The sequence below is a fragment of the Conyzicola nivalis genome (assembly GCF_040548875.1).
Taxonomy (GTDB): Bacteria; Actinomycetota; Actinomycetes; order Actinomycetales; family Microbacteriaceae; genus Conyzicola; species Conyzicola nivalis_A.
Genome location: NZ_JBEPSJ010000002.1, coordinates 346,266 through 365,816, shown reverse-complemented (window position 1 = coordinate 365,816; position 19,551 = coordinate 346,266). Strand labels below are relative to the sequence as shown.

Below are 19,551 nucleotides of genomic sequence, written 5' to 3'. Positions count from 1 at the left end.
CGACAAGGATGCGACGGGGGCGGATGATCCGTGCCGCAACTCTGCCGTGCGCTGATCAGCCCAGCGCAGACCCCGACCTCACGGTTGCGCTACATCTCGGGACGAGCGCTACAGCGCGCGCTGTAGCGCTTGTCCCAAGGTGTAGCGCAAGCAGCGCGCCGCTAGCGCCTCGCGATCGTGGAACCCCGGATCACCAGGCGCACGGGCAGGTGCTCGACCCCGCCCGGGGCCTCGACCCCGTCGATGGCCTCGAAGATGCGGGTCGCGGCGGCCCGGCCGAGCTGTTGCAGGTTCGCGTCGACGCTCGACAGCTCGGGGCGCGAGTTGGTCGCGAGGGTCTCCCAGTTGTCGTGGCTCACGACGGCGACGTCCTCGGGGACCGACCGTCCAAGGTCGCGGAGCGTCTCGATGACGCCGCGCGCGATCTGGTCTGAGCCGCAAACGATCCCGTCGACGTCGGGGTGCTGGTTCAGCAGCAGGGCCGTGGCGTCGCGGCCCCAATGCTCCGACCAGTTGGAGAAGAGCACGTCGCCGACGAGCTCGAGGTCGGCGTCGGCCATGCCCTCGCGCACGCCGATCTCGCGGTCGCGGGCGGCGGCGAAGGTGGGGTCGCCCGAGATGTGGGCGATGCGGCGACGGCCGCAGCTGATGAGGTGCTCCACGGCGAGCCGGCCGCCGGCACGGTTGTCGGGAACGAGCGACGCGTCGCGCGGGTCGTCCGACGGCGCGTAGGCGTAGACGACCGGAACGGGCAGGTCCTGTCCGAGCGACGGGCGCGGGTCGGTGCTGCGGCCGACCACGATGATGCCGTCGACGCGGCGGTTGAGGAGCGCCTTGAGGTGGTGCTGTTCGCGGATCGAGTCGCCGCGCGCGTCGCAGAGGAACACGTTGATCGCCCCGGCCCCGAACGCGTCTTCGGCGCCCATCAGCACGGGCAGCACGAACCGCCCCTCGAGGTCGCTCGTGAGCAGGCCGACGGTTCCCGAGCGGCCCTCGGTGAGGCTGCGGGCGAGGGCGTTGGGGGTGAACGAGAGCTGTTCTGCCGCGTCGATGACGCGCTTGCGGGTGGAGGGCGCCACTTCGTCACGGCCGTTGATGGCCTTGGATGCGGTGGCGATCGACACCCCGGCGATGCGCGCAACGTCGGTGAGCGTCGCCGCTCGACCGGCTCGCCGGTTGCTCTGTGTCATCCATTTCCTCCCGCGCCGAAAAGCCTACAGGAAACATGGGTTGACTTGCGCCGTAGTCCTGCGCTTTACTCGACGAAAGCGATTTCGGATGTTTCGTAAAGCCGCAGTCGCCGCAGCGCAGCCCGGCACCGGCCGGCTCAACGACGAGCTAGAGGAGAACCCATGAAATCCATGAATAGCAGGGCGCGGAAGGCCGCTACGACGGCGCTCGCCGCCTTCCTGGTGGTCGGCCTGGCCGCCTGCTCGGGCGGAGGCGCCGCACCGGCGTCGTCGCTCGCCGACGCGGGCGCCGAGGGAGTCGACGACGGGTCGACGCTCACCCTCTGGACCCGCGCCCCGCTGGAGAAGCAGGCGAAGCTGCTGGTCGAGGCGTACAACGACAGCCACGAGAACCAGGTCGAGCTCACCGTCGTGCCCAACGACGACTACGTGGCCAAGGTCGGCGCGGCCGCCGGCTCGGGAAGCCTGCCCGACCTCTTCGCCGCGGACATCGTCTACATGCCGAACTGGACCGAGCAGGGGCTCTTCCAGGACCTCACCGAGAACATCGACGGCCTCGACTTCAAGGACGAGATCAACGAGGGCCACCTCGAGGCGGGAACGTTCGAAGACAAGGAGTACGCGCTGCCCTTCGTGCTCGACCTGTCGATGCTGTTCTGGAACAAGGAGCTGTTCGCCGAGGCGGGGCTCGACCCGGAGAAGGCGCCCGCGAACCTCGCGGAGTTCGCCGACGCGGCCAAAGCGGTCCAGGCGCTCAACAAGCCCGACACCTACGGCACCGCCACGGGGCTCAACTGCGGCGGCTGCCTCGTCTTCACCTGGTTCCCAGCGGTCTGGGCTGCCGGCGAAGAGGTGCTGAGTGACGACGGCGCCGAGTCGCTGCTCGCGAGCGACACCGCCAAGGAGGTCTACTCCACGTGGAAGGACCTCTACGACTCCGGCGCTGTGCTGCCGTCGTCGAAGGACGAGGCCGGCCCCACCTGGACCGCCGGGTTCACCGAGGGCAAGGTCGGGCTGCAGTTCTACCCGGCGACCCTTCTGTCGTCGACTCCGTTCGAGGCCGGCGTGGCAGGAATCCCCGGCCCGGACGGCGGCGCGTCGACGTTCGTCGGCGGCGACGGCATCGGCATCTCGAAGGACTCCGAGAAGGGAGCCCAGGCGTGGAGCTTCCTCAATTGGCTGATGTCGGAGGAGGCGCAGGTGGAGGTGCTCGCGAAGAACAACGACGTCGTCTCGCGCTCCGACCTCGCCGACAACGAGTACTCGTCGAAGGACCCGCGGCTGATAACCATCAACGAGGTGGCCGGCGAGGGGGAGACACCCGTCGCCCGCAACTTCCAGGAGGCGTTCAACTCGCCGACGAGTCCGTGGCTGACGCTGGTGCGCAACGCCGTGCTCGGCGACGGCGCCACGGTCGACGCCGACAACGACGAGATCACCGCCGTGCTCGAGCAGTAGAGCGCACGACCATCCGCAACAGCCGGTGCCGGGCGTGAAGCCCGGCACCGGTCACGGGCCGCACCGCAGAGAGGCGTGACTGAGCATGGCCGCAACTATCCCGATTTCCCCTACGGGGCGCCCGACTCGACAACGGAGGAAGCGCAAGGCCAAGGACTACCGGGGCTGGCTCTACGCCCTGCCCACGGCCCTGTTCGTGTTCTTGCTCTTCGTGCTGCCGCTGGCGCTCGTCTTCAAGATGTCCGCCTCCGACTGGCCGCTGCTGGCCGGCGACCAGGGAATCAACCTGCCCGACAACTTCACCGCGGCCGTCTCCAACCGCTTCTTCCTCGACTCGGTGCTGTTCACCCTGAAATACACCGTCTTCACCACGGTCATCCTCTTGGTGCTCAGCCTCGGGCTCGCGATGCTCGTGCAGGAGTCGAGCCGCTGGAAGGGCTTTCTGCGCACCTCGTTCCTCATTCCGAGTGCCCTCGGACTGGCATCCGCCTCTCTGCTCTTCTACGTCTTCTACTCGCCGATCGCCGGCCCGTTCGCCGGCCTGATGAAGACGTTCGGTTTCAGCTTCCTCGGCACGCCCGACGGCGCGCTGTGGTCGACGATCTTCCTAATCGTCTGGCGGTTCGCCGGCTTCTACATGCTGCTGATGCTGGTCGGGCTGCAGGGCATCCCCGGCGACGTCTACGAGGCGGCCCGCATCGACGGCGCCTCGCCTCGGCAGATCTTCTTCGGGGTCACCCTGCCGCTGCTCAAGCCGACGCTGGCCCTGACCGCGGTGCTCTGCGTCACCGGCAGCCTGCTTGCGTTCGAGCAGTTCTACATCCTGACCAAGGGCGGACCGGACAACTCGACGATCACCGTGGTGCAGCTCATCTACAGCGTCGCGTTCCAGGGCCGCAACGACCTCGGCGTCGCGGGAGCGCTGTCGGTCATCGTGCTGCTCGCCCTCGTCGTGATCAACATCGTGCAGATCCGCTCATTCAGCCGGAAGGCAGAGGACTAATGACTTCACTCGACGAACGCCCCGCGGCGGCCACCGCCGTCTCGACCGGCGTCACGCCCCCGGACAGACGAAGGAGAGAGCGGCGGATGACCCTGGGAGGTGTTGCCCTCAAGACCCCGTACTGGGTCTTCACCACCGGCCTCGCCGTGCTGTTTCTCTACCCGCTGGTCTGGACCGCGATCTCGTCGGTCTCGCCGCTCCCCGGCACCAACCAGGTCGACGGCTGGGGGTTCGGCAACTACATCACCCTCGCGAACTACCAGGCGGGGATCGGGGTCTACCTGCTCAACTCGCTCTTCGTGTCGACGCTGACGGTGGTGCTCACGCTCACGATCTCGCTGCTCGGCGGCTACGCGTTCGCCCGGTTCGACTTCCCCGGAAAGAACCTGCTGTTCCTCTCGACCCTGGCGATCCTGATGGTGCCGTACGCGACGCTGCTCATCCCGCTCTACGTGCTGCTCAACATGGTGGGGCTCTCGAACTCGCTCGTGGGCGTGGCCCTGGTGCTGACCATGTTCCAGCTGCCGTTTTCCACGTTCATGATGCGCATCTCGTTCGAGTCGATCCCGAAGGAGATGGACGAGGCGGCGATGGTCGACGGCTGCTCCACGTTCTCCGCGCTCTGGCGGGTGCTGGTCCCTGCCGTGCGACCGGGCCTGCTCACGGTCGGGCTCTTCGCGTTCCTCGCCTCGTGGAACGACTTCATGGCCCCGCTCATCCTGATCAACGACTCGAACCGCATGACGCTGCCCCTGGCCGTGTCGAACCTCCGTGGGCAGGTGCAGGGCGTTGTCGACTACGGCGCCACCGAGGCCGGCGTCGTCGTTCTCGCCCTCCCGTGCGTGCTGCTCTTCCTCCTCCTCCAACGCCAATACGTCAGCGGCTTCATGTCCGGTGCATTCAAGGGATAACGATGACTACTACTGAGAACTCCACTGACACCCGTCGCGCCGCAGCCGTGCGGCAGCCGGTCGCTCCGGCCGTTCCGCGCGCCGGCGTCCTGCGCCCGCTCGGGCTCGACGAGGTCACTCTCACGGGCGGCTTCTGGGGGGAGCGGCAGGAGACGAACTCCCGGGCCACCCTCGGCCACATCCACTACTGGCTCGAGCGCGCCGGCTGGCTGCCCAACTTCGACCTCGCCGTCGCGGGAACCCTCCCCGAGGGGCGCCACGGGCGGGAGTTCTCCGACTCCGAGGTCTACAAGTACCTCGAGGCCGTCGCGTGGGAGCTCGGCCGGCGCCCGGATTCCGAGCTCGAGACGCTGTTCCGCGCTGTCGTCGCGCGGGTGGCGGCCGCGCAGGAAGACGACGGCTACCTCAACACGCAGTTCGGACGCCAGGGCCAGCGCCCGCGGTGGAGCGATCTCGAGTGGGGTCACGAGCTGTACTGCATCGGTCATCTGGTGCAGGCAGCCGTCGCCCGCCGGCGCACCAGCCCCGGCGCAGACGACGGGCTGTGGGAGGTGGCGCTCCGTGCGGCCGACCTCGTCTGCGAGGTGTTCGGCGCAGACGGCATCCAGTCGGTGTGCGGCCACGCCGAGATCGAGACCGCGCTCGCCGAACTCGGCAGGGCCAACGGCGACGACCGCTACACCGAGCAGGCGCGGCTGTTCGTCGAGCGGCGCGGCACGGGTGTGCTCGCCGACATCGAATGGGGGCGCTCGTACTTTCAAGACGACATGCCCGTCCGCGAGGCCGACGCGATGCGCGGGCACGCGGTGCGGGCGAACTACCTCGCCTCGGGAGCAGCCGACGTGGCGGCCGACCGCGGGGACGACGAACTGACCCGGGCGCTCGCCCGCCAATGGGAGAACACCCGGGCGAAGCGCACCTACGTCACGGGCGGCCAGGGCTCGCACCACCAGGACGAGGCGTTCGGCGACGACTTCGAGCTTCCGCCCGACCGGGCGTACTCCGAGACCTGCGCCGGCATCGCGTCGATCCAGTTCAGCTGGCGCATGCTGCTCAGCCAGGGAGACGCCGCGTACGCCGACCTCATCGAGCGCACCCTGTACAACGTCGTCGCGACCTCGCCATCGCACGAGGGCACCGAGTTCTACTACGCGAACACCCTGCACCAGCGCCGCGCGGGCGTCGCCGGCAACAGCGACGAGCTGTCGCCGCGGGCGTCCTCGTCGTTGCGCTCGCCGTGGTTCGAGGTCTCCTGCTGCCCGACGAATGTCGCGCGCACCCTCGCCAGCCTGTCCGCCTACGTGGCGACCGTGAGCGACGACGGCCTCCAGCTCCACCAGCTCGCCGCGGCGGAAATCACTACGGCGCTCGCCGACGGATCGGCCGTCGAGCTCCGGGTCGACACCGCCTACCCCTCCGACGGCGAGCTGGCGGTGCGCGTCGTCGCCTCGCCGACGACACCGTGGACGCTGTCGATCCGAGTGCCGGAGTGGGCGCAGGGGGCGACCCTCACGGTGAACGACGAGGCGGTCGCGGAGGTCGCTCCCGGCTACGCCGAGGTTCGGCGCGAGTTCCGCGCGGGCGACGTCGTGCGCCTGTCGCTCCCCATGGCGCCGCGCGTCACCCACCCGGATCCGCGTGTCGACGCCGTGCGCGGCTGCATCGTGGTCGAACGCGGGCCCGAGGTGTTCGCCCTCGAGTCGGTCGACCTGCCGGCCCGGCTGACCCGCAGCGGGTTCGAGAACGTGCGGCTCGCCGACGGCGCGACACCGCGCGATACGGGCAGCGGGGTCGCCGTCGATCTGGTGCACCGGGGGGAGCCGGATGTCACGGAGCAGGTCGCCCTCGTGCGGTACCACAACTGGGCGGCCCGGGGGCCGTCGACGATGCGGGTGTGGATCCCGACGAGCTAGGCCGGCCCGGTCACTCGCCCTCGATGGCGGCCTGATGGTGGGGCGCCCCGACCGGTTTCGACTCCGACGAGCCGCGCTGCCTGAGGAAGATCGAGAACGCGACCATGGCGCCGACCGCGAGAAACTCCGACTGCCAGTTCTGCAGCGTGCGGTTCCAGAAGTCGGGCGAGCCCACGTAGGCGAGCCAGTCGACGGCCGGCTGGCCGTGCTCGGCCTGCTCGTCGTTGAAGACCACGACCCCGGCGATCGACTGGGTCCACCACGAGAGCACGAAGATGGCGCCCATGACGAGCAGCAGCGAGTTCGAGTAGAGGGCGAGCCGCCAGCCTCGCATCCGCGCCCACTTCGGCGACGAGGGCCCGGCGTACTCGCCGACCATCTGCTCCTCGTCGGTTCCCGGACCCTCGTCGCCGGGCTTCTTCGACTCGGGAGAGCCGCGCTGCACGAGCCAGATCGTCGCGAGTATGAAGAGGAAGAACTGCAGAAACTCCGACTGCCAGTTCTCGGCGACGTCGACCACGAAGTCGGACGACGTGACGAACGCGCCGTACGACACCGGCGGCAGCGCGTGGGAGAGCTGGTCTTCGTTGAAGGCGGCGAGCCCGGCGATCGACTGGCCGAACAGCGCGAGCAGGAAGATCGCGCCGAAGAAGATGCTCAGCGAGTGCGGTCGGAGTCTCTGCGCCACGAGTCACCTCCCCGACAGGGCGATGACGATCATAAAGACCAGCCCGACAGTGACGACACTCAGCCAGGAGAAGAACACGGTGCGCATGCGATGTTCCGTTGCCGACAGCCGGAGCGGGACTGCGTCGTCCCGCTCCGGCCAGTGACGGCTCGGCTAGCTCTCGTCGTCGACGGCGTGCTTCGCCTCGCGAACCTCGCCCGACATGTCTTCGGCCGCGGTTCCCGCCTCCGACTTGACGTTGTCGACGCCGTCAGTCGCGGTGTCCTTCACCGCGGTGAAGGCCTGCTGGGCCGGCTCTTTCAGGTTCTCACCCACCTGCTTGGCCGCATCCGTCAGCTCTTCGACCAGGGGCTGCGCGGCGTCTTTGAGGTTGCCGGCGAGCTCCTTCTCCTTCTCGCTCGCGGGAATCAGCGAGGCGGCGAGCCAGCCGACGCCGAAGGCGATGAGACCGACGGCGAGCGGGTTGCCCTTCGCTTTCTCGACGGCGCGGCCGGGAGCGTCGGAGAGCCCGTCGCGAACGTCGGACAGGCCGCCACGGGCATCGGATGTCGCGCCCATGACCCTCTCGCGAACGGAGCCGACTGCGGACTTGACCTTGCCCATCTGGCGGTCGACGATCTTCGACGGCGTCACCTTGTCGGCGAGAGCGTCGACGTCCTGGCCGAGGTTACTCCGCGTGTTCTCGATGTCTGCCCTGATCTGGTCGGGGTTGTTGCTCATCGGTTCTCCTCATTTCTCTTGATTGCCTCTGGAACCTGCTTGATCGACTCGACGGTGCGCGGTGCGCCCTGCACCGACTTCATCTCTCTCTTGCCGACGAGGTAGAGGATCAGGGCGATGATGCCCCAGATCACGGCCACGACGACGGCCGACCATCCGTTGTCGATGAGGTGACCGAGACCCCACCACAGCGCGATCGACAGAAAGAGCACCGCCATCAGGGCGGCATAGCCGGCGCCGCCCAAAAGCCCGGCACCCTTGCCGGCCTGCTTCGCCGACTGCGAGAGCTCTGCCTTGGCAAGCTCGATCTCCTGACGCATCAGCGTCGACAGGTCGCGGGTCACCTCGCCGAGCAGGTCGCCCAACGAGGTGCGGCTGGCTTTGTCTTCCGAGGGGGTCGGGATGTCGCTCACAGCCGTGTCTCCCCGACGGTCGTCGCGCCGGGGTACCGTGCGTCAGGGTAGGTGGGGTCGCCCTCGAGGGCGGCGTCCACTTCCACGACCCGCTCCGTCTCGACCGGGTAGTCGGGCGGGGTGGTGTCGACGCGGGTGCCCCCGCTCGGTGCGGTTCCGGTTGTGGGCGCGGCGTTGTCAGAGCCCGCGCTCGCCACGGACCGGGTCAGGCGGCCGATGAGCAGCCCCGCGCCGGCGGCGATGGCGATGAAGGTGCCCGGCTTCTCGCGCGCGAAGCGACGCACGTCGTCGACGAGCGTTCCGGGGTCGCGCTGCTCGAGCCAGCTCGCCACGCTGCCGGCCCGGCTGGCGGCCTGGCCGACGAGGTCGCCCGCCACACCGCTCGGGGCGTTGGTGGCCATCTCCTGCAACTGGTCGCTGAGCGTCTGGAGTCCGCTGGCCGCGCGCTGCTGCTGGCTGCCCGCCTGCTCGACGAGTTCGTCCTTGGTCTGCGCGAAGAGGTCTTTCGCCTGCGACTTGGCCTCGCCCGCGACCTTCGCGGTCTCGTCCTTGGCGGTGCCGAAGACCTTGCCGCCGGCGTCCTTCGCCTTGTCGGCGACGTGCGACGCCTGCTCCTTCGCCGTACCGGCGGTGCCTGAGGTGTCTGACGTGCCGGTGGTGCCCGCGGTGCCGGTGGTTCCGAAAGTCTCGGGCGTCTCGGTGGTCCCCGTGGGCGCCGCGGTTCCAGAAGTCGTTCCGCCGATGCCGCTCGTCATGGGCGTCGTGCCGATCGGATCCGATGGTGTCGATGAGTATGTGTTCGACATTCCCGTTCCTCTTTCTCTCGATGGATCGGGACGTGCTTCATCCCGTGCACTTCAAGCGTTCGACGTCTGTTTTCGGATAAATACCCCCTGCCATTTGCGGCAGAGTCGCTTTACAGTGCCATGTTGGGCAAGTGCGCCCCGCCTCATCCACCCCGACGATCGGAGACCTCATGGACCTCGGAAACTACTCCAACTACCCTTTGCCCGACCGGATCAAGCGGGCGTTCGGTGCCGACACCGCCGGGCAGCTGGCCGACAAGCTGGGTGCCAAAGGCACGCTGACCCCGGAGCTCGCGCGTGACGCGGAGTCCGCGTACAACTCCTATTCGAGGGGCGACCAAGGTGCCGCGCGGGAGTTTCTGAAGACGAAGCTCGGCCTCGACGACGCCGTCGTCGACGACGTTCTCGCCAAGCTGTCTGCCGGCTGACCACCGATGCGGTCGGCACCGGTCGCCGCCCGCCCTGCAGCCTTCATACAGATAAGCAACCCCCTCGTGGCGAATCCGATTCGGTACTTACCGTGTCGACATGGCGAAAGAAACTGGCGAGAAGGCAAGCACGCGCGCGAAGAATGCGCCGCACCCCGACGACCCCCGCAAGCCCGACGAGATCAGCGAGATATCCAAACCCTCGTGGATCTACGTGGTCAAGAAGACCTACCGCGAGTTCAGTGCGGATCAGGCGACCGATCTGGCCGCCGCCCTCACCTACTACGGTGTCCTCGCCATCTTCCCCGCACTGCTCGCATTCGTCTCGCTCGTCGGCCTCTTCGGCGATCCGGCCGAGACGACCGACGCACTGCTCGATCTTCTGGGCGGCCTCGTGCCGTCGACGACGCTCGACGCCGTGCGCGGCCCGATCGAGAATCTCGCCACCTCGCCGGCTGCCGGATTCACCTTCATCACCGGTGTCGTCGGCGCACTGTGGTCGGCGTCGGGCTACGTCGGAGCGTTCTCTCGCGCGATGAACCGCATCTACTCGATCCAGGAGGGGCGGCCCTTCTGGAAGCTGCGCCCCGTCACCCTCGCCGTCACTGTTCTGGCGATCGTCATCGCCGTGCTCGCGGCGCTGCTGATCACCCTATCCGGGCCCGTCGCCGAAGAGATCGGCGCGGCACTCGGCATCGGTGACACCGCGGTTCTCATCTGGAACATCGCGAAGTGGCCGCTGCTCGCGTTCCTCGTGGTGCTGCTGGTGGCCGTGCTCTACTACGCGACGCCGAACGTGAAGCAGCCCAAGTTCCGCTGGATGAGCTTCGGCGCTCTATTCGCGCTCATCGTCTGGGTCGTGGCATCCGCGGGCTTCGCCTTCTACGTCGCCAACTTCTCCAGCTACAACGAGACCTACGGATCCATCGGCGGCGTCATCGTCTTCCTGCTCTGGGTGTGGATCTCGAACCTCGCCCTGCTGTTCGGCGCCGAGCTCGACGCCGAGCTCGAGCGCGGGCGCGAGCTGCAGGCGGGCATCGAGGCGGAGGAGAACATCCAGCTCCCGCCGCGCGATACGAAGAAGAGCGACAAGATCGAGAAGCAGCACCGCAAAGACATCGAAGAGGGCCGCGATCTGCGTCGTCAGTCGACGGCCGACGATGGCAAGTCGGCGGACAAGACGTCGGATGACAAGAAGTCGGATGGCTCGGACGACGACGATTCGCGCGACGGCGACGGCTCGATCCTAACCAAGGCGAAGAAGCTACTCAGCCGCGACTAGCCGCGAGGGGCGATCATGACGCCTTCGCGGAGCTCTACGACCGCTTTGCTCCTCATGTGTGCGCGCGAGTGAGGCACCGGATCGCCGACTCTCTCGACAGGCCGACGAGGCGGTACCTCATCTGTTCGTCGAGGCCCCGCCGCTACCCGCCCTGCTCGATCTCGGCGAGCATGGCGTCGAGCTCGACCCTGTTGTCCGCGATGAACTGCGTCTCCCGCGCGGCCTGCACGGCGAGAGCCTTCGCCGCGTAGCCGACGGCCTCGGCGCAGCGGAAGTCGACGAGCGCGACGTCGATCTCGAAGTCGCGCCACTCGGCGCGCAGGTCAGCCGCCGGTTCATCGGTCGCTCCCGAGTCCCAGTACGCAGACGACTGAGCGAAGACGGCGTCGACCGCCGCCTGCTTGGTCGCCAGGCCGTCGTAGCCGGCGCCGGCCATGCACTCCGACCATTCGGTGTCGATCGGCTGCATTGCCGGGTCGGACAATTGGTCCTGCTCGATCGCGTTCATCGCGGCCACGAGCGGCTCGAAGCGCTTGCTCTGCGTCGGGTCGACCCCCGTCACCGTGTGCTGCGCTTCGCCGCGGCATCCGGCCGTCGTCCAGTCGTAGGCGGGCGCGTCGCCTCCCTCCTTCGTCGTGGCGAGTGTGTCGCGGTCGGGAAGCGGGCCCTCGAGCGCCCGATAGTACGCCTCCTGCTCGCTCGGTGACAGGCTCGCGACGTAGCCGAGGTTCGGGTCTTCGGCAACGACCTGCGCGTCGATCTGCCGGGTCTCCTCCGGTGTCGGGAACGCGCCGTATCCGTGCTCGGCCACCCAGGCCTCCGTGCCCCACCCCTGCTCGTAGCCGGGCACTGAGGTGTCGGGCGACTGGTCGACCGGCGTGTAGTCGAAACCCTCGGCGGTCATGCAGGCGGCCACCAGCTTCTCGATCTTCTCCCGCTTCACGATCTCGTCGCGCGCGTCGTACACGCCGTACATCGCGTCCCAGTAGGGGCTGAACGGCGTCTCCGTGGCCGCCGCCGGGGTGGCGTCGCCGTCAGCGGCGACGGAGGTTTCGCGAGCCGCCGCGGTGCATCCCGTCAGTGAGAGAGCGGCGGCTAGGGCGACGACAGTGGTGATCAGCGAGCGCTGGGGCATGGAAATCCTCCGGGTAGCGGACTTCTCACGCTAGGTGCGCGGCCCCACGCGCCTCATCGGCCGTTCGGGTCGACTACGCGGCTGGGGTCATCCGAAAGTCGCTGTGTCGGTCTCCCGGCCCCGCCGTCTGGCGGCGAGCCGCTGCAGTTGCCAGGCGTGCACGTCGGGCAGCCACTCCAGCGGCGCGGCCGGGCCGATCCGCGGGTCGGTGAGATCGCCGCCATCACGCACGGCGAGCACGTACGCGCGATCCAGTGCGATCCGCTCCCTCAGGTCGCCGGCAACGCCGACCGAGCCGTGGCCGGGGATGACGGCCTCGACGCCGTCGGCCACGCTGTCGAACAGCGTCAACGCCGCGAGGTAGTCGCCGAGCGGATCGGCGGCGTCGAGGTCGAGAAACGGCATCAGGATGTCGGACAGCATGTCGCCCGCGACCAGCACGCCTGCCCGTTCGACGAGCAGCGCCGCGTGTCCCGGAGCGTGGGCGCGGTGTTCGACGATGTGCACGGTGGGGCCGTCCCACGGGATCAGTGTCGTGCCGGCGGGCAGGCCCTCGATGAGTCCGAGCAGGCGCGTCGGGATCTCGTCGGCGTGCTCCGGCGGCAGCCCGCCGGCCAGGTTCTCCTCCCAGTCGGGGCTCGCCAGCTGGTCGCGGATCGACCGGGCGCCGAGCTCGGTGCCGTACCGCGGCGCGTCGCCGAACCGCGGATGCCAGAGCAGGTGGTCCCAGTCGGGATGGGTCGAGAAGCCGGCCACCACCGGCTGGCCCAGCTCGTCGAGGTCGTCGGCCAGGCCGGCGAGCTCGCTCTCTGTGATGCCCGGGTCGATCAGCAGCACACCGTTCCTGCCCTGGACGACCGTGGTGTTGCTCTGGATGAACTCGCTCTCGCGAACGAAGACGCCTTCGGCGATCTCGGTCAACATGGGCTTCCCTTCCTCTCGTGTCATCCCAGGGCCATCGCGGCGACCGCGATGGTGCAGATTCCGATGCCGGCCCTCTGGCCGAGTGCGACCCGCTCGCCGAGGAACGCGGCGGCGAGCAGCACCGTGACCGCGGGGTACAGCGAGGCCAGGACGCCGGCGATGCCGAGGCTCGTCGAACCGGTCGCGATCATGAATGCGAGTGTGCCAGAGGCGCCGAGCACTCCGGAAGCGCTGCCCCAGCCGAGCACACCGGGTGCGGGGCGCCAGGCCTGCCGGAGTGCCACGGCCGTGACGATCGTCAGGGTCGCGCCGACGAGCTGGTTGGCGGCGAGCGGCAACAATCCGGCGCCGTCGGAGATCTGCCCGAGGGCGATGAACAGCACGCCGAAGCCCGCACCCGCGAGGGCGCCGTCGACGAGCGCCCCTGGCGCATCCGTCGCCCTGTGTGCGGCCGAGCCGCGTGCGACCAGCCAGATTCCCGGCAGGGCGACCAGCATGCCGATCCAGGCCAGCCACCCCGGGCGATCACCGAAGGCGACGCCCGCCAGCACCGGCAGAACGGCCGCCCCGACGGCGGAGATCGGCGCGACGAGTCCCATGCGGCCGCGGGCGAATCCGCGGAACAGGAAGATGCCGCCGGTCGCCGAGCCCACGCCGGCGAGGGTGGCCCAGGCGAAGTCGAGCAGGGTCGGACTGCCAGGAAGCGCGAGCCCTGCCACGAGCATCACGACCGCGCCGGCGCTCTGACCGACCAGCACGATCTGCCACGACGAGAACCGCCGCGAACCGACGCCGCCGACGAAATCGGATGCGCCGTACGCCACGGCCGACGCGAGTGCCAACAGGATGCCGATGTTCATGGCATCGAGTGTGGTGCCGATGCGGTCCGGTCTGTAGGTCCGCCCTCTGGCCAAGCGAGTGGACCATTTGCTGTAATGGCGGCATGACAGTGAAGTGGGCGCGCGGCGGACCCGACCTGCTCGTGGTGCTCGACCGTGACGCGGGATCGCTCGGGACACAGATCCAGGACCAGTTGCGGGCGGCGATCCGGGAGCAACGTCTCGCGGCCGGAGAGCGCCTGCCCTCGACCCGGCACCTCGCGGGGCTTCTCGAGGTGTCGCGCGGCACGGTCGTCGACGTCTACGAGCAGCTGCTGGCCGAGGGATACGTCGAGTCGGCCGTCGGTTCAGGCACACGGGTGGCCGCGATGTCGGGGCCGGCTGCGGCTGCGCCCGGCGCCTCTGCCGTCTCCTCGTCGGGCGTGGCGCCGTCGCGGCTGGTCGCGATCGATTTCGAGTACGGCATCCCCGATCTCGGCTCGGTGCCGTTGACCGACTGGAGCTGGGCCATCTCGGAGGCGACGCGCACTCTGCCGACGGCGGAGCTCGGCGACGAAGACCTGGCCGGGTCGCGGCACCTGCGCGAGGTCGTCACCTCGTACCATCGGCGCGTGCGCTCGGGCTGCGCCAGCGCCGACGACGCCGTCATCGTCTCGGGGTTCCGGCAGGGGCTCACGTTCGCACTCGCGGCCCTCAAGGAGAACGGCGTGCACCGCATCGCGCTCGAGAACCCGGGGCCTCGCGAGCACGCGCTGATCGCCCGCCGCGCGGGTCTCGAGGTGGTTTCCGTCGCCGTCGACGATCAGGGGCTCGACGTGCAGCGACTGCGCGAGAGCGGCGCGCGGGCGGTTCTGCTGACGCCGGCCCACCAGTGTCCGACGGGCGTCGCGCTCGCACCGTCGCGCCGTCGCGAACTGGTCGCGTGGGTCGACGATGTCGACGGGCTGATCCTCGAAGACGACTACGACGCCGAGTTCCGCTACGACCGCCAGCCGGTCGGCTCGCTGCAGGGCCTGAGTCCCGCCCGGGTGATCGCCCTGGGATCGGTGAGCAAGACGCTCGCCCCCGCGATCCGGCTGGGCTGGGTGCTCGCCCCGCCGCGGTTGCTGGCCGGCATCATCACCGAAAAGCGGCTCAGCAGCCGCGGCGCTCCCGGCCTCGACCAGGAGGCGCTCGCGCTGCTGATGGAGACGGGACGCTTCGACCGCCACCTGCGGCGTATGCGCGACATCTACCGCCATCGCCGCAACGTGCTCGCCGCAGAGGCGGAGCTCGCCTTCGGGCCGGGTCGGCTGCGCGGACTGGCGGCCGGATGCCACGCGGTGCTGCAGCTTCCCGACGGGGTATCCGAGCGGGAGGTCGCGGCGACCGCGGCGACGATGGGCGTGCGGGTCAACCCGCTCGGCCTCTACCGGGTCCCGACCGCGGACGGGGAGTCGGAGCCGTCGGCGCCTCCGCCCGCGCTCGTGCTCGGCTTCGGCAACGTCGGCGAGGAGCAGATCCGTGGTGGCATCCGCACTCTCGCTACTGTCGCGCTTCGACCGCGCGCTGCCGCAGCGGGAGGGTGATGCGCACGGTGGTTCCCTCGCCGACGGCGGAGTCGACCGTGACCTCGCCCTGATGCGCCCACACGACCTCGCGCACGATGGCGAGTCCGAGGCCCGTGCCCGGCACGACATCGTCACGGGCCTTCGCAGCCCGGTAGAAGCGGTCGAAGAGCTGGGGAATCTCGTCTTCGGCGATGCCCACGCCGGTGTCGGCGACCACGATCGCGACGGCGGGCCGGTCGTCGAGCAAGGCGCCCGCGGCCACCTCGACGCGTACGGACCCGCCCGCCGGGGTGAACTTGACCGCGTTCTCCATCACGTTCGTGACGACCCGCTCGAGTTGGAACTCGTCGCCCTCGACCACCACCGAGACGTCGCAGACGATCGTGAGCGTGACACCGCGTGAGTCCGCGAAAGAACCCACCGACTCGGTCGACCGGCCGACCAGCCGCGCCATGTCGACCGGTGCGAGAGCGAGCGCGGCCTCGCCCGAGTCCAGGCGCGTCAGCATCAGCATGTTGCCGACCAGGGTCTCGAGTCGTCGGGCGTTGCGGTCGGCGACGAGCAGCATGTCCTTCGCGTCGTCGGGAACGCCCGGGTCGTCCATCACGAGCCCGAGAAATCCCAGAATCGAGGTCAACGGGGTGCGCATCTCGTGACTGACGGTGCCGATCATGTCGCTCTTCGACCTGTCGAGCTCGGTCAATTGTGCGACGACCTCTTCCCGGCCCTCGAGCAGACGCACGAGCATGGCCTGACGGAACATCACCGGCACGGCGGAGAGTGCGACAGCCGCGGCCGCGAGCACCAGGGCGACGGTGGGCACCGGGGTCTGAGTCGCGACGAGGAGCACGGCGAGACCCGCGAGCACGGCGAGGGCGGGGATGGGCAGCATTCGCGCCCTCGAGGTGGATGCCTGCTGCTCCGGCAGCGGACGGCCGACCCCGTCGACCCAGACGGCGATGAGGGCGACGGCCGCCGTCCACGCTGCGTCGATCGGAGTGCCCGAGCCGTAGCTGCCCGCGCTGCTGAGGAGGGCGTAGGCGATGTCCGCGGCCGTGAAGAGGAGGAGGCCGAGCACGAGGAACTGCCACCTGGGCCCGAGGCGCAAGACCGGGGATGCGGCGATGCCGACGACGACGGCGACGAGGAGAAGGTCGAAGAGGGGATAGAGCGAGGCTATCGCGCCGTCGAGGAAGGTCGAGTCAGTGGTCGCGTCGTCGAACACCGGGCCGAGGACCACCGCGAGAACAGCTGCCGCACCCAGTGCTGCCAAGGCGCTGTCGAGGAGCACGGAGCCGGTCCACTTCTGCGATTTGCGCCGGACCAATACGAGGACGGCCGCCATCATGAACGGGTAATAGAGGAGGTAGCCGAGATCGGCGGGCGAGGGGGAGGGGAGATTTCCTGACGAGTCCATCGCCAAGGCAAAGTATGTGTCGCCCGCGGCATTGAACGTCATGGCCGCCGCCGCGAGGATCACCTCCCCCCTCGCGAAGCTCGTGCGCACGGCGACGAGCCAGAACACGCCGACCGGAATCCACTGCACCAGTAGCGACAGCCACACGTTGACCAGGGTGCTGGCCGGGTCTCCGGGCACGAGGAGGGCGGCGAGGTACACGAGGTTCGCGATCGCCGTGAGTACGAGCAGCACTCGGATGGCGCGATCGGTCTTGCCGGAGTCAGCGGAACGGATGACGTCTCCCCGAATCATCCGCCCCGAGGTCGTCTTCGTCACTCGGGATCTTGCGTGTGATCTTCGACGTCTGGCTTGGCGCGCAGGGCGTCTGCGATCTCCTCTTCCGGGCGCGGCGCGATGGTCTGGTCGGCCTCGAGCTCCGGCACGGTGGGCTCGTCCGGGCCGGGAATGTGCTCTTGAGCGGGGTACTGGTCGTCGGTGCGCACGGCGAATCCTTCGTTCGATGTCATCAGAGAGTACGCCGCTATCCGCGTCGCCACCGCACCAGCTCGCCGTCGTCGGGATGCGTGACGTGTGCGACTTCTGCGAAGCCGGTCGCCCGGAGAACCCCGGCCGACCTCTCGTCTGATGCCAGCGTGTGCGCGATGACACTCCCGACCTCTCCCGATGCCAGCGCCTTCGCGACCAGGGCGTTCGCTGCAGCGGTGGCGTATCCCTGGCGGCGGTATAAGGGGGCGATCTCGTACCCGACCTCGACACACCGGTCTTCCGGTCTTCCGGCGAAGCCGCCCGACCCGACGAGCGCGCCGGTATCGGCGTCGAGGAAGAAGTGCATCCACCAGTCCGCGTCGTCGGGGTTCTTCTGCAACTCGTCGAGGGTGTGCGGGATCGCCTCGGGAAACTCCGGCCATCCGTCGGGCAGGGCGGAGCCGAGCAACGCCGCCAGCTCGTGCGGGTCGCGGAGGAACGCCGTCAGGTGGTCGGGCGTCGCGGGGATCAGTCGTATGCGGGTCATGACCTTCCCCATGGTGACGGGTCGAGGCTGCCGGCGCCACTGCTATTGACGGGGCCGGGCCGGACTGGCAATGTGAACAGCGTCAACATTCGCTCAGGAAGGGCCTCATGACCGTTCGCGTCGACCTCAACCTCTCGCTCGACGGCATCGTGATGCCGGCCGACCCGACACCCGAGAACCCGATGGGCGAGGACTGGGGCCGGCTGGTCGCGCCCTACGCCGCCACGAAGACCGTGCGCGAGCGCGTGATGCACGACACCTCGGGCGAGGGGACCACCGGAGTCGACGACCGCTACGCCGCGGCGTACTTCGAGGGTGTGGGCGCTGAGATCATGGGAGCCGGGATGTTCGGACTCCACGCCTTTCCCGACGACCCGGACTGGCGCGGATGGTGGGGCGAGGAGCCGCCGTTCGGCTACCCGATCCTCGTGCTCACCCACCGGGAGCGCCCGCCGCTCGAGTTCGCGAACGGCACCCGGTTCGAGTTTCTCGTCGCGACGCCCGAAGGGGCGCTCGAGCGCGCGCAGGGCCTGGCAGGCGGGGCCGACGTGCGCGTCGGCGGGGGAGCGAGCACGGTCAGCGCCTTCCTGGCGGCCGGGCTCGTCGATCGGCTGCACGTCGCCATAACGCCCATCGTGCTCGCCCGCGGCGTGCGGCTCTGGGACGACTTGCGCGAGCTCGAGCGCGACTACACCGTGTCGTCGGAGATCGCCGAGAGCGGCGTCATCCACGTCACATTCGAGCGCTGAGGCTAACCCCGCTCCTGCTGCTCGCGCTCCCGCTGCTCCCGCACCTCGGCCTCGGTCATGACGCGCAGCGAGCGCCATGCCTCCAGCACCTCCGTGGCATCCGCCGCCCGTTCGCCAGCTCCCGCCCGCACGTTCTGGCTGATGGCGGACGTCACCGCGATGAGGGCGCCGTTCTCCATCCGCGCGTAGCCGGTTCCGTCGGTCAGCCGCCACTCGTCACCGTCACGTACGCACCAGTCGGCGTACTCGTCGAGCGTGTCGGTGTCTTCGAGCCCCATGTCGGGTGCGGCCAGGTAGAGGCACGGCGCGGTTTCGGGGTTGGTCGCGATCGGCTGCCGGTCGATCACGACCTCGACCACTCCGCCGTCTGCGGTGACGGTGAGCGCCCGAGCGGGACCGCCGTCGGCGACGACCCCGGCGACCGTGCCGCCGGGCATGTCGGCGACCATCGGGAAGGCGCGGCTGTCGATGTAGGCCTCGAAGTTCGCGTCCAACTGCTGCTGCTCGGCCGACGGACCCTCGGCCTGCGGCTCGGGCACGCTGACCCACACGGCGCCGGCGACCAGCAGGGCGGCGCCGACGAGCCCCACGACGCGCAGCGGCCGGGTCTCGAGAAACAGGCCGAGCATCAGCGCGGAGGGAACTGCGATCAACACGTACACGAGCTCGAATCCCGGCTGCACCCAGAGCATCGGCACGGTGCCGAAGCCGAAGACCGCGACCCCCAGGGCGACGAAGGCCGTCACGGTCACCACGATTGCCGCCCCGACTCGGCGCCGGCCGGTGAGCGACAAGACGATCAGCGAGATCAGGACGACCGCGACGGCCATGACGACGACCGGCACGAGCAGCCCCAACGGCCCGCCGAACATCGCGACGACGGCGCCGCCCATGCCGACGCTCAGGGCGGCGATCAGGACGACAGCGGTGACCCCCATGGCGAGCGCCGTCCGCAGGGCGGGTGGGAGGGATCCGGATGCCACGGGCTCGACGTCGCGGTCGATCGAGTTCGTCACGTCCGGGCCCGACTGCGTCATGAGCCGAGTCAACCTCATGCCCTGCGGGCGGTCAAGCGGAATCGCCCGCGCAGAGGTGCCGGCTCCGGAGCGT

Annotated in this window: 20 protein-coding genes; 8 read left to right on the top strand and 12 right to left on the bottom strand. The window is 69.2% G+C overall.

Annotated features, from left to right (window positions below; translation table 11 throughout):
* Positions 1-161: 161 nt before the first annotated feature.
* On the bottom strand, positions 162-1,190 hold the full coding sequence (locus tag ABIE21_RS10425) for a LacI family DNA-binding transcriptional regulator (RefSeq protein ID WP_354024754.1): 1,029 nt from the start codon (positions 1,188-1,190) through the stop codon (positions 162-164).
* A 162-nt stretch (positions 1,191-1,352) separates the two neighbouring features.
* On the opposite strand from ABIE21_RS10425, the gene ABIE21_RS10420 reads away from it, so the two are divergent.
* The 4 genes from ABIE21_RS10420 (at position 1,353) to ABIE21_RS10405 (ending at position 6,475) form a co-directional block, all read left to right on the top strand.
* Positions 1,353-2,648 carry an ABC transporter substrate-binding protein gene (locus ABIE21_RS10420; RefSeq protein WP_354024753.1) on the top strand — a complete coding sequence of 432 codons (1,296 nt, stop codon included), beginning with the start codon at positions 1,353-1,355 and terminating at the stop codon, positions 2,646-2,648.
* 85 nt (positions 2,649-2,733) lie between these two features.
* A complete protein-coding gene (locus ABIE21_RS10415; protein ID WP_354024752.1) occupies positions 2,734-3,651 on the top strand; it encodes a carbohydrate ABC transporter permease in 918 nt (305 codons plus the stop codon).
* A complete protein-coding gene (locus ABIE21_RS10410) occupies positions 3,651-4,562 on the top strand; it encodes a carbohydrate ABC transporter permease (protein ID WP_354024751.1) in 912 nt (303 codons plus the stop codon). The genes ABIE21_RS10415 and ABIE21_RS10410 overlap by 1 nt, the downstream gene beginning before the upstream one ends.
* 2 nt (positions 4,563-4,564) lie before the next feature.
* Positions 4,565-6,475, top strand: a complete 1,911-nt coding sequence (locus ABIE21_RS10405; RefSeq protein ID WP_354024750.1) for a glycoside hydrolase family 127 protein — start codon at positions 4,565-4,567, stop codon at positions 6,473-6,475.
* Between the two features lie 10 nt (positions 6,476-6,485).
* Here the strand turns inward: ABIE21_RS10405 and ABIE21_RS10400 are convergent, their stop codons facing one another.
* The 4 genes from ABIE21_RS10400 to ABIE21_RS10385 form a co-directional block, all read right to left on the bottom strand.
* Complete coding sequence (locus tag ABIE21_RS10400; protein WP_354024749.1) at positions 6,486-7,163, bottom strand: DUF6766 family protein; 678 nt, start codon at positions 7,161-7,163, stop codon at positions 6,486-6,488.
* A 153-nt stretch (positions 7,164-7,316) separates the two neighbouring features.
* Positions 7,317-7,883 (bottom strand): DUF3618 domain-containing protein, encoded by a 567-nt coding sequence (locus ABIE21_RS10395; protein ID WP_354024748.1) that lies wholly within the window; start codon positions 7,881-7,883, stop codon positions 7,317-7,319.
* Entirely contained in the window at positions 7,880-8,296 is a 417-nt protein-coding gene (locus ABIE21_RS10390; protein ID WP_354024747.1) for a phage holin family protein, read from the bottom strand. The genes ABIE21_RS10395 and ABIE21_RS10390 overlap by 4 nt, the downstream gene beginning before the upstream one ends.
* Positions 8,293-9,102: a hypothetical protein gene (locus ABIE21_RS10385; RefSeq protein WP_354024746.1), complete on the bottom strand. Its 810-nt coding sequence runs from the start codon at positions 9,100-9,102 to the stop codon at positions 8,293-8,295. Before ABIE21_RS10385 ends, ABIE21_RS10390 begins: the two co-directional genes overlap by 4 nt.
* A gap of 131 nt (positions 9,103-9,233) precedes the next feature.
* Here ABIE21_RS10385 and ABIE21_RS10380 point away from each other — a divergent pair, with 131 nt between their 5' ends.
* Together ABIE21_RS10380 and ABIE21_RS10375 are read left to right on the top strand one after the other, a co-directional pair.
* Complete coding sequence (locus ABIE21_RS10380; protein WP_354024745.1) at positions 9,234-9,530, top strand: hypothetical protein; 297 nt, start codon at positions 9,234-9,236, stop codon at positions 9,528-9,530.
* 100 nt (positions 9,531-9,630) lie between these two features.
* A complete protein-coding gene (locus ABIE21_RS10375) occupies positions 9,631-10,812 on the top strand; it encodes a YihY/virulence factor BrkB family protein (RefSeq protein WP_354024744.1) in 1,182 nt (393 codons plus the stop codon).
* A gap of 142 nt (positions 10,813-10,954) precedes the next feature.
* Here ABIE21_RS10375 and ABIE21_RS10370 read toward each other — a convergent pair whose 3' ends face one another.
* The 3 genes from ABIE21_RS10370 to ABIE21_RS10360 form a co-directional block, all read right to left on the bottom strand.
* A complete protein-coding gene (locus ABIE21_RS10370; RefSeq protein WP_354024743.1) occupies positions 10,955-11,947 on the bottom strand; it encodes a hypothetical protein in 993 nt (330 codons plus the stop codon).
* Between the two features lie 87 nt (positions 11,948-12,034).
* The gene (locus ABIE21_RS10365) at positions 12,035-12,871 is read right to left on the bottom strand and encodes an MBL fold metallo-hydrolase (RefSeq protein ID WP_354024742.1); all 837 of its coding nucleotides are present in this window, start codon (positions 12,869-12,871) and stop codon (positions 12,035-12,037) included.
* A gap of 20 nt (positions 12,872-12,891) precedes the next feature.
* On the bottom strand, positions 12,892-13,731 hold the full coding sequence (locus ABIE21_RS10360) for a DMT family transporter (protein ID WP_354024741.1): 840 nt from the start codon (positions 13,729-13,731) through the stop codon (positions 12,892-12,894).
* Between the two features lie 83 nt (positions 13,732-13,814).
* Here ABIE21_RS10360 and ABIE21_RS10355 point away from each other — a divergent pair, with 83 nt between their 5' ends.
* Positions 13,815-15,278 (top strand): PLP-dependent aminotransferase family protein, encoded by a 1,464-nt coding sequence (locus ABIE21_RS10355; protein ID WP_354024740.1) that lies wholly within the window; start codon positions 13,815-13,817, stop codon positions 15,276-15,278.
* Here ABIE21_RS10355 and ABIE21_RS10350 read toward each other — a convergent pair.
* Genes ABIE21_RS10350 through ABIE21_RS10340 form a run of 3 tightly spaced genes read right to left on the bottom strand, consistent with a single transcriptional unit; the run spans position 15,235 to position 17,692 of the window.
* Positions 15,235-16,995 carry a sensor histidine kinase gene (locus ABIE21_RS10350; RefSeq protein ID WP_354024739.1) on the bottom strand — a complete coding sequence of 587 codons (1,761 nt, stop codon included), beginning with the start codon at positions 16,993-16,995 and terminating at the stop codon, positions 15,235-15,237. The two genes, ABIE21_RS10355 and ABIE21_RS10350, sit on opposite strands and share 44 nt — an antisense overlap.
* Entirely contained in the window at positions 16,992-17,186 is a 195-nt protein-coding gene (locus ABIE21_RS10345; RefSeq protein WP_354024738.1) for a hypothetical protein, read from the bottom strand. The genes ABIE21_RS10350 and ABIE21_RS10345 overlap by 4 nt, the downstream gene beginning before the upstream one ends.
* A gap of 14 nt (positions 17,187-17,200) precedes the next feature.
* Positions 17,201-17,692 (bottom strand): GNAT family N-acetyltransferase, encoded by a 492-nt coding sequence (locus ABIE21_RS10340; protein WP_354024737.1) that lies wholly within the window; start codon positions 17,690-17,692, stop codon positions 17,201-17,203.
* Positions 17,693-17,799: 107 nt separating this feature from the next.
* Here ABIE21_RS10340 and ABIE21_RS10335 point away from each other — a divergent pair, with 107 nt between their 5' ends.
* A complete protein-coding gene (locus tag ABIE21_RS10335; RefSeq protein WP_354024736.1) occupies positions 17,800-18,441 on the top strand; it encodes a dihydrofolate reductase family protein in 642 nt (213 codons plus the stop codon).
* 2 nt (positions 18,442-18,443) lie between these two features.
* Here the strand turns inward: ABIE21_RS10335 and ABIE21_RS10330 are convergent, their stop codons facing one another.
* A complete protein-coding gene (locus tag ABIE21_RS10330; RefSeq protein WP_354024735.1) occupies positions 18,444-19,478 on the bottom strand; it encodes a hypothetical protein in 1,035 nt (344 codons plus the stop codon).
* Between the last annotated feature and the right edge of the window lie 73 nt (positions 19,479-19,551).

Excerpts from the sequence above, each read along its gene's own strand:
- ABIE21_RS10340 (WP_354024737.1), bottom strand. The coding sequence starts at position 17,692 with ATGACCCGCATACGACTGATCCCCGCGACGCCCGACCACCTGACGGCG.
- ABIE21_RS10405 (WP_354024750.1), top strand. The coding sequence starts at position 4,565 with ATGACTACTACTGAGAACTCCACTGACACCCGTCGCGCCGCAGCCGTG.
- ABIE21_RS10425 (WP_354024754.1), bottom strand. The coding sequence starts at position 1,190 with ATGACACAGAGCAACCGGCGAGCCGGTCGAGCGGCGACGCTCACCGAC.
- ABIE21_RS10365 (WP_354024742.1), bottom strand. The coding sequence starts at position 12,871 with ATGTTGACCGAGATCGCCGAAGGCGTCTTCGTTCGCGAGAGCGAGTTC.
- ABIE21_RS10370 (WP_354024743.1), bottom strand. The coding sequence starts at position 11,947 with ATGCCCCAGCGCTCGCTGATCACCACTGTCGTCGCCCTAGCCGCCGCT.
- ABIE21_RS10345 (WP_354024738.1), bottom strand. The coding sequence starts at position 17,186 with ATGACATCGAACGAAGGATTCGCCGTGCGCACCGACGACCAGTACCCC.
- ABIE21_RS10385 (WP_354024746.1), bottom strand. The coding sequence starts at position 9,102 with ATGTCGAACACATACTCATCGACACCATCGGATCCGATCGGCACGACG.
- ABIE21_RS10375 (WP_354024744.1), top strand. The coding sequence starts at position 9,631 with ATGGCGAAAGAAACTGGCGAGAAGGCAAGCACGCGCGCGAAGAATGCG.
- ABIE21_RS10355 (WP_354024740.1), top strand. The coding sequence starts at position 13,815 with ATGACAGTGAAGTGGGCGCGCGGCGGACCCGACCTGCTCGTGGTGCTC.
- ABIE21_RS10420 (WP_354024753.1), top strand. The coding sequence starts at position 1,353 with ATGAAATCCATGAATAGCAGGGCGCGGAAGGCCGCTACGACGGCGCTC.
- ABIE21_RS10410 (WP_354024751.1), top strand. The coding sequence starts at position 3,651 with ATGACTTCACTCGACGAACGCCCCGCGGCGGCCACCGCCGTCTCGACC.
- ABIE21_RS10415 (WP_354024752.1), top strand. The coding sequence starts at position 2,734 with ATGGCCGCAACTATCCCGATTTCCCCTACGGGGCGCCCGACTCGACAA.
- ABIE21_RS10395 (WP_354024748.1), bottom strand. The coding sequence starts at position 7,883 with ATGAGCAACAACCCCGACCAGATCAGGGCAGACATCGAGAACACGCGG.
- ABIE21_RS10330 (WP_354024735.1), bottom strand. The coding sequence starts at position 19,478 with ATGACGCAGTCGGGCCCGGACGTGACGAACTCGATCGACCGCGACGTC.
- ABIE21_RS10335 (WP_354024736.1), top strand. The coding sequence starts at position 17,800 with ATGACCGTTCGCGTCGACCTCAACCTCTCGCTCGACGGCATCGTGATG.
- ABIE21_RS10360 (WP_354024741.1), bottom strand. The coding sequence starts at position 13,731 with ATGAACATCGGCATCCTGTTGGCACTCGCGTCGGCCGTGGCGTACGGC.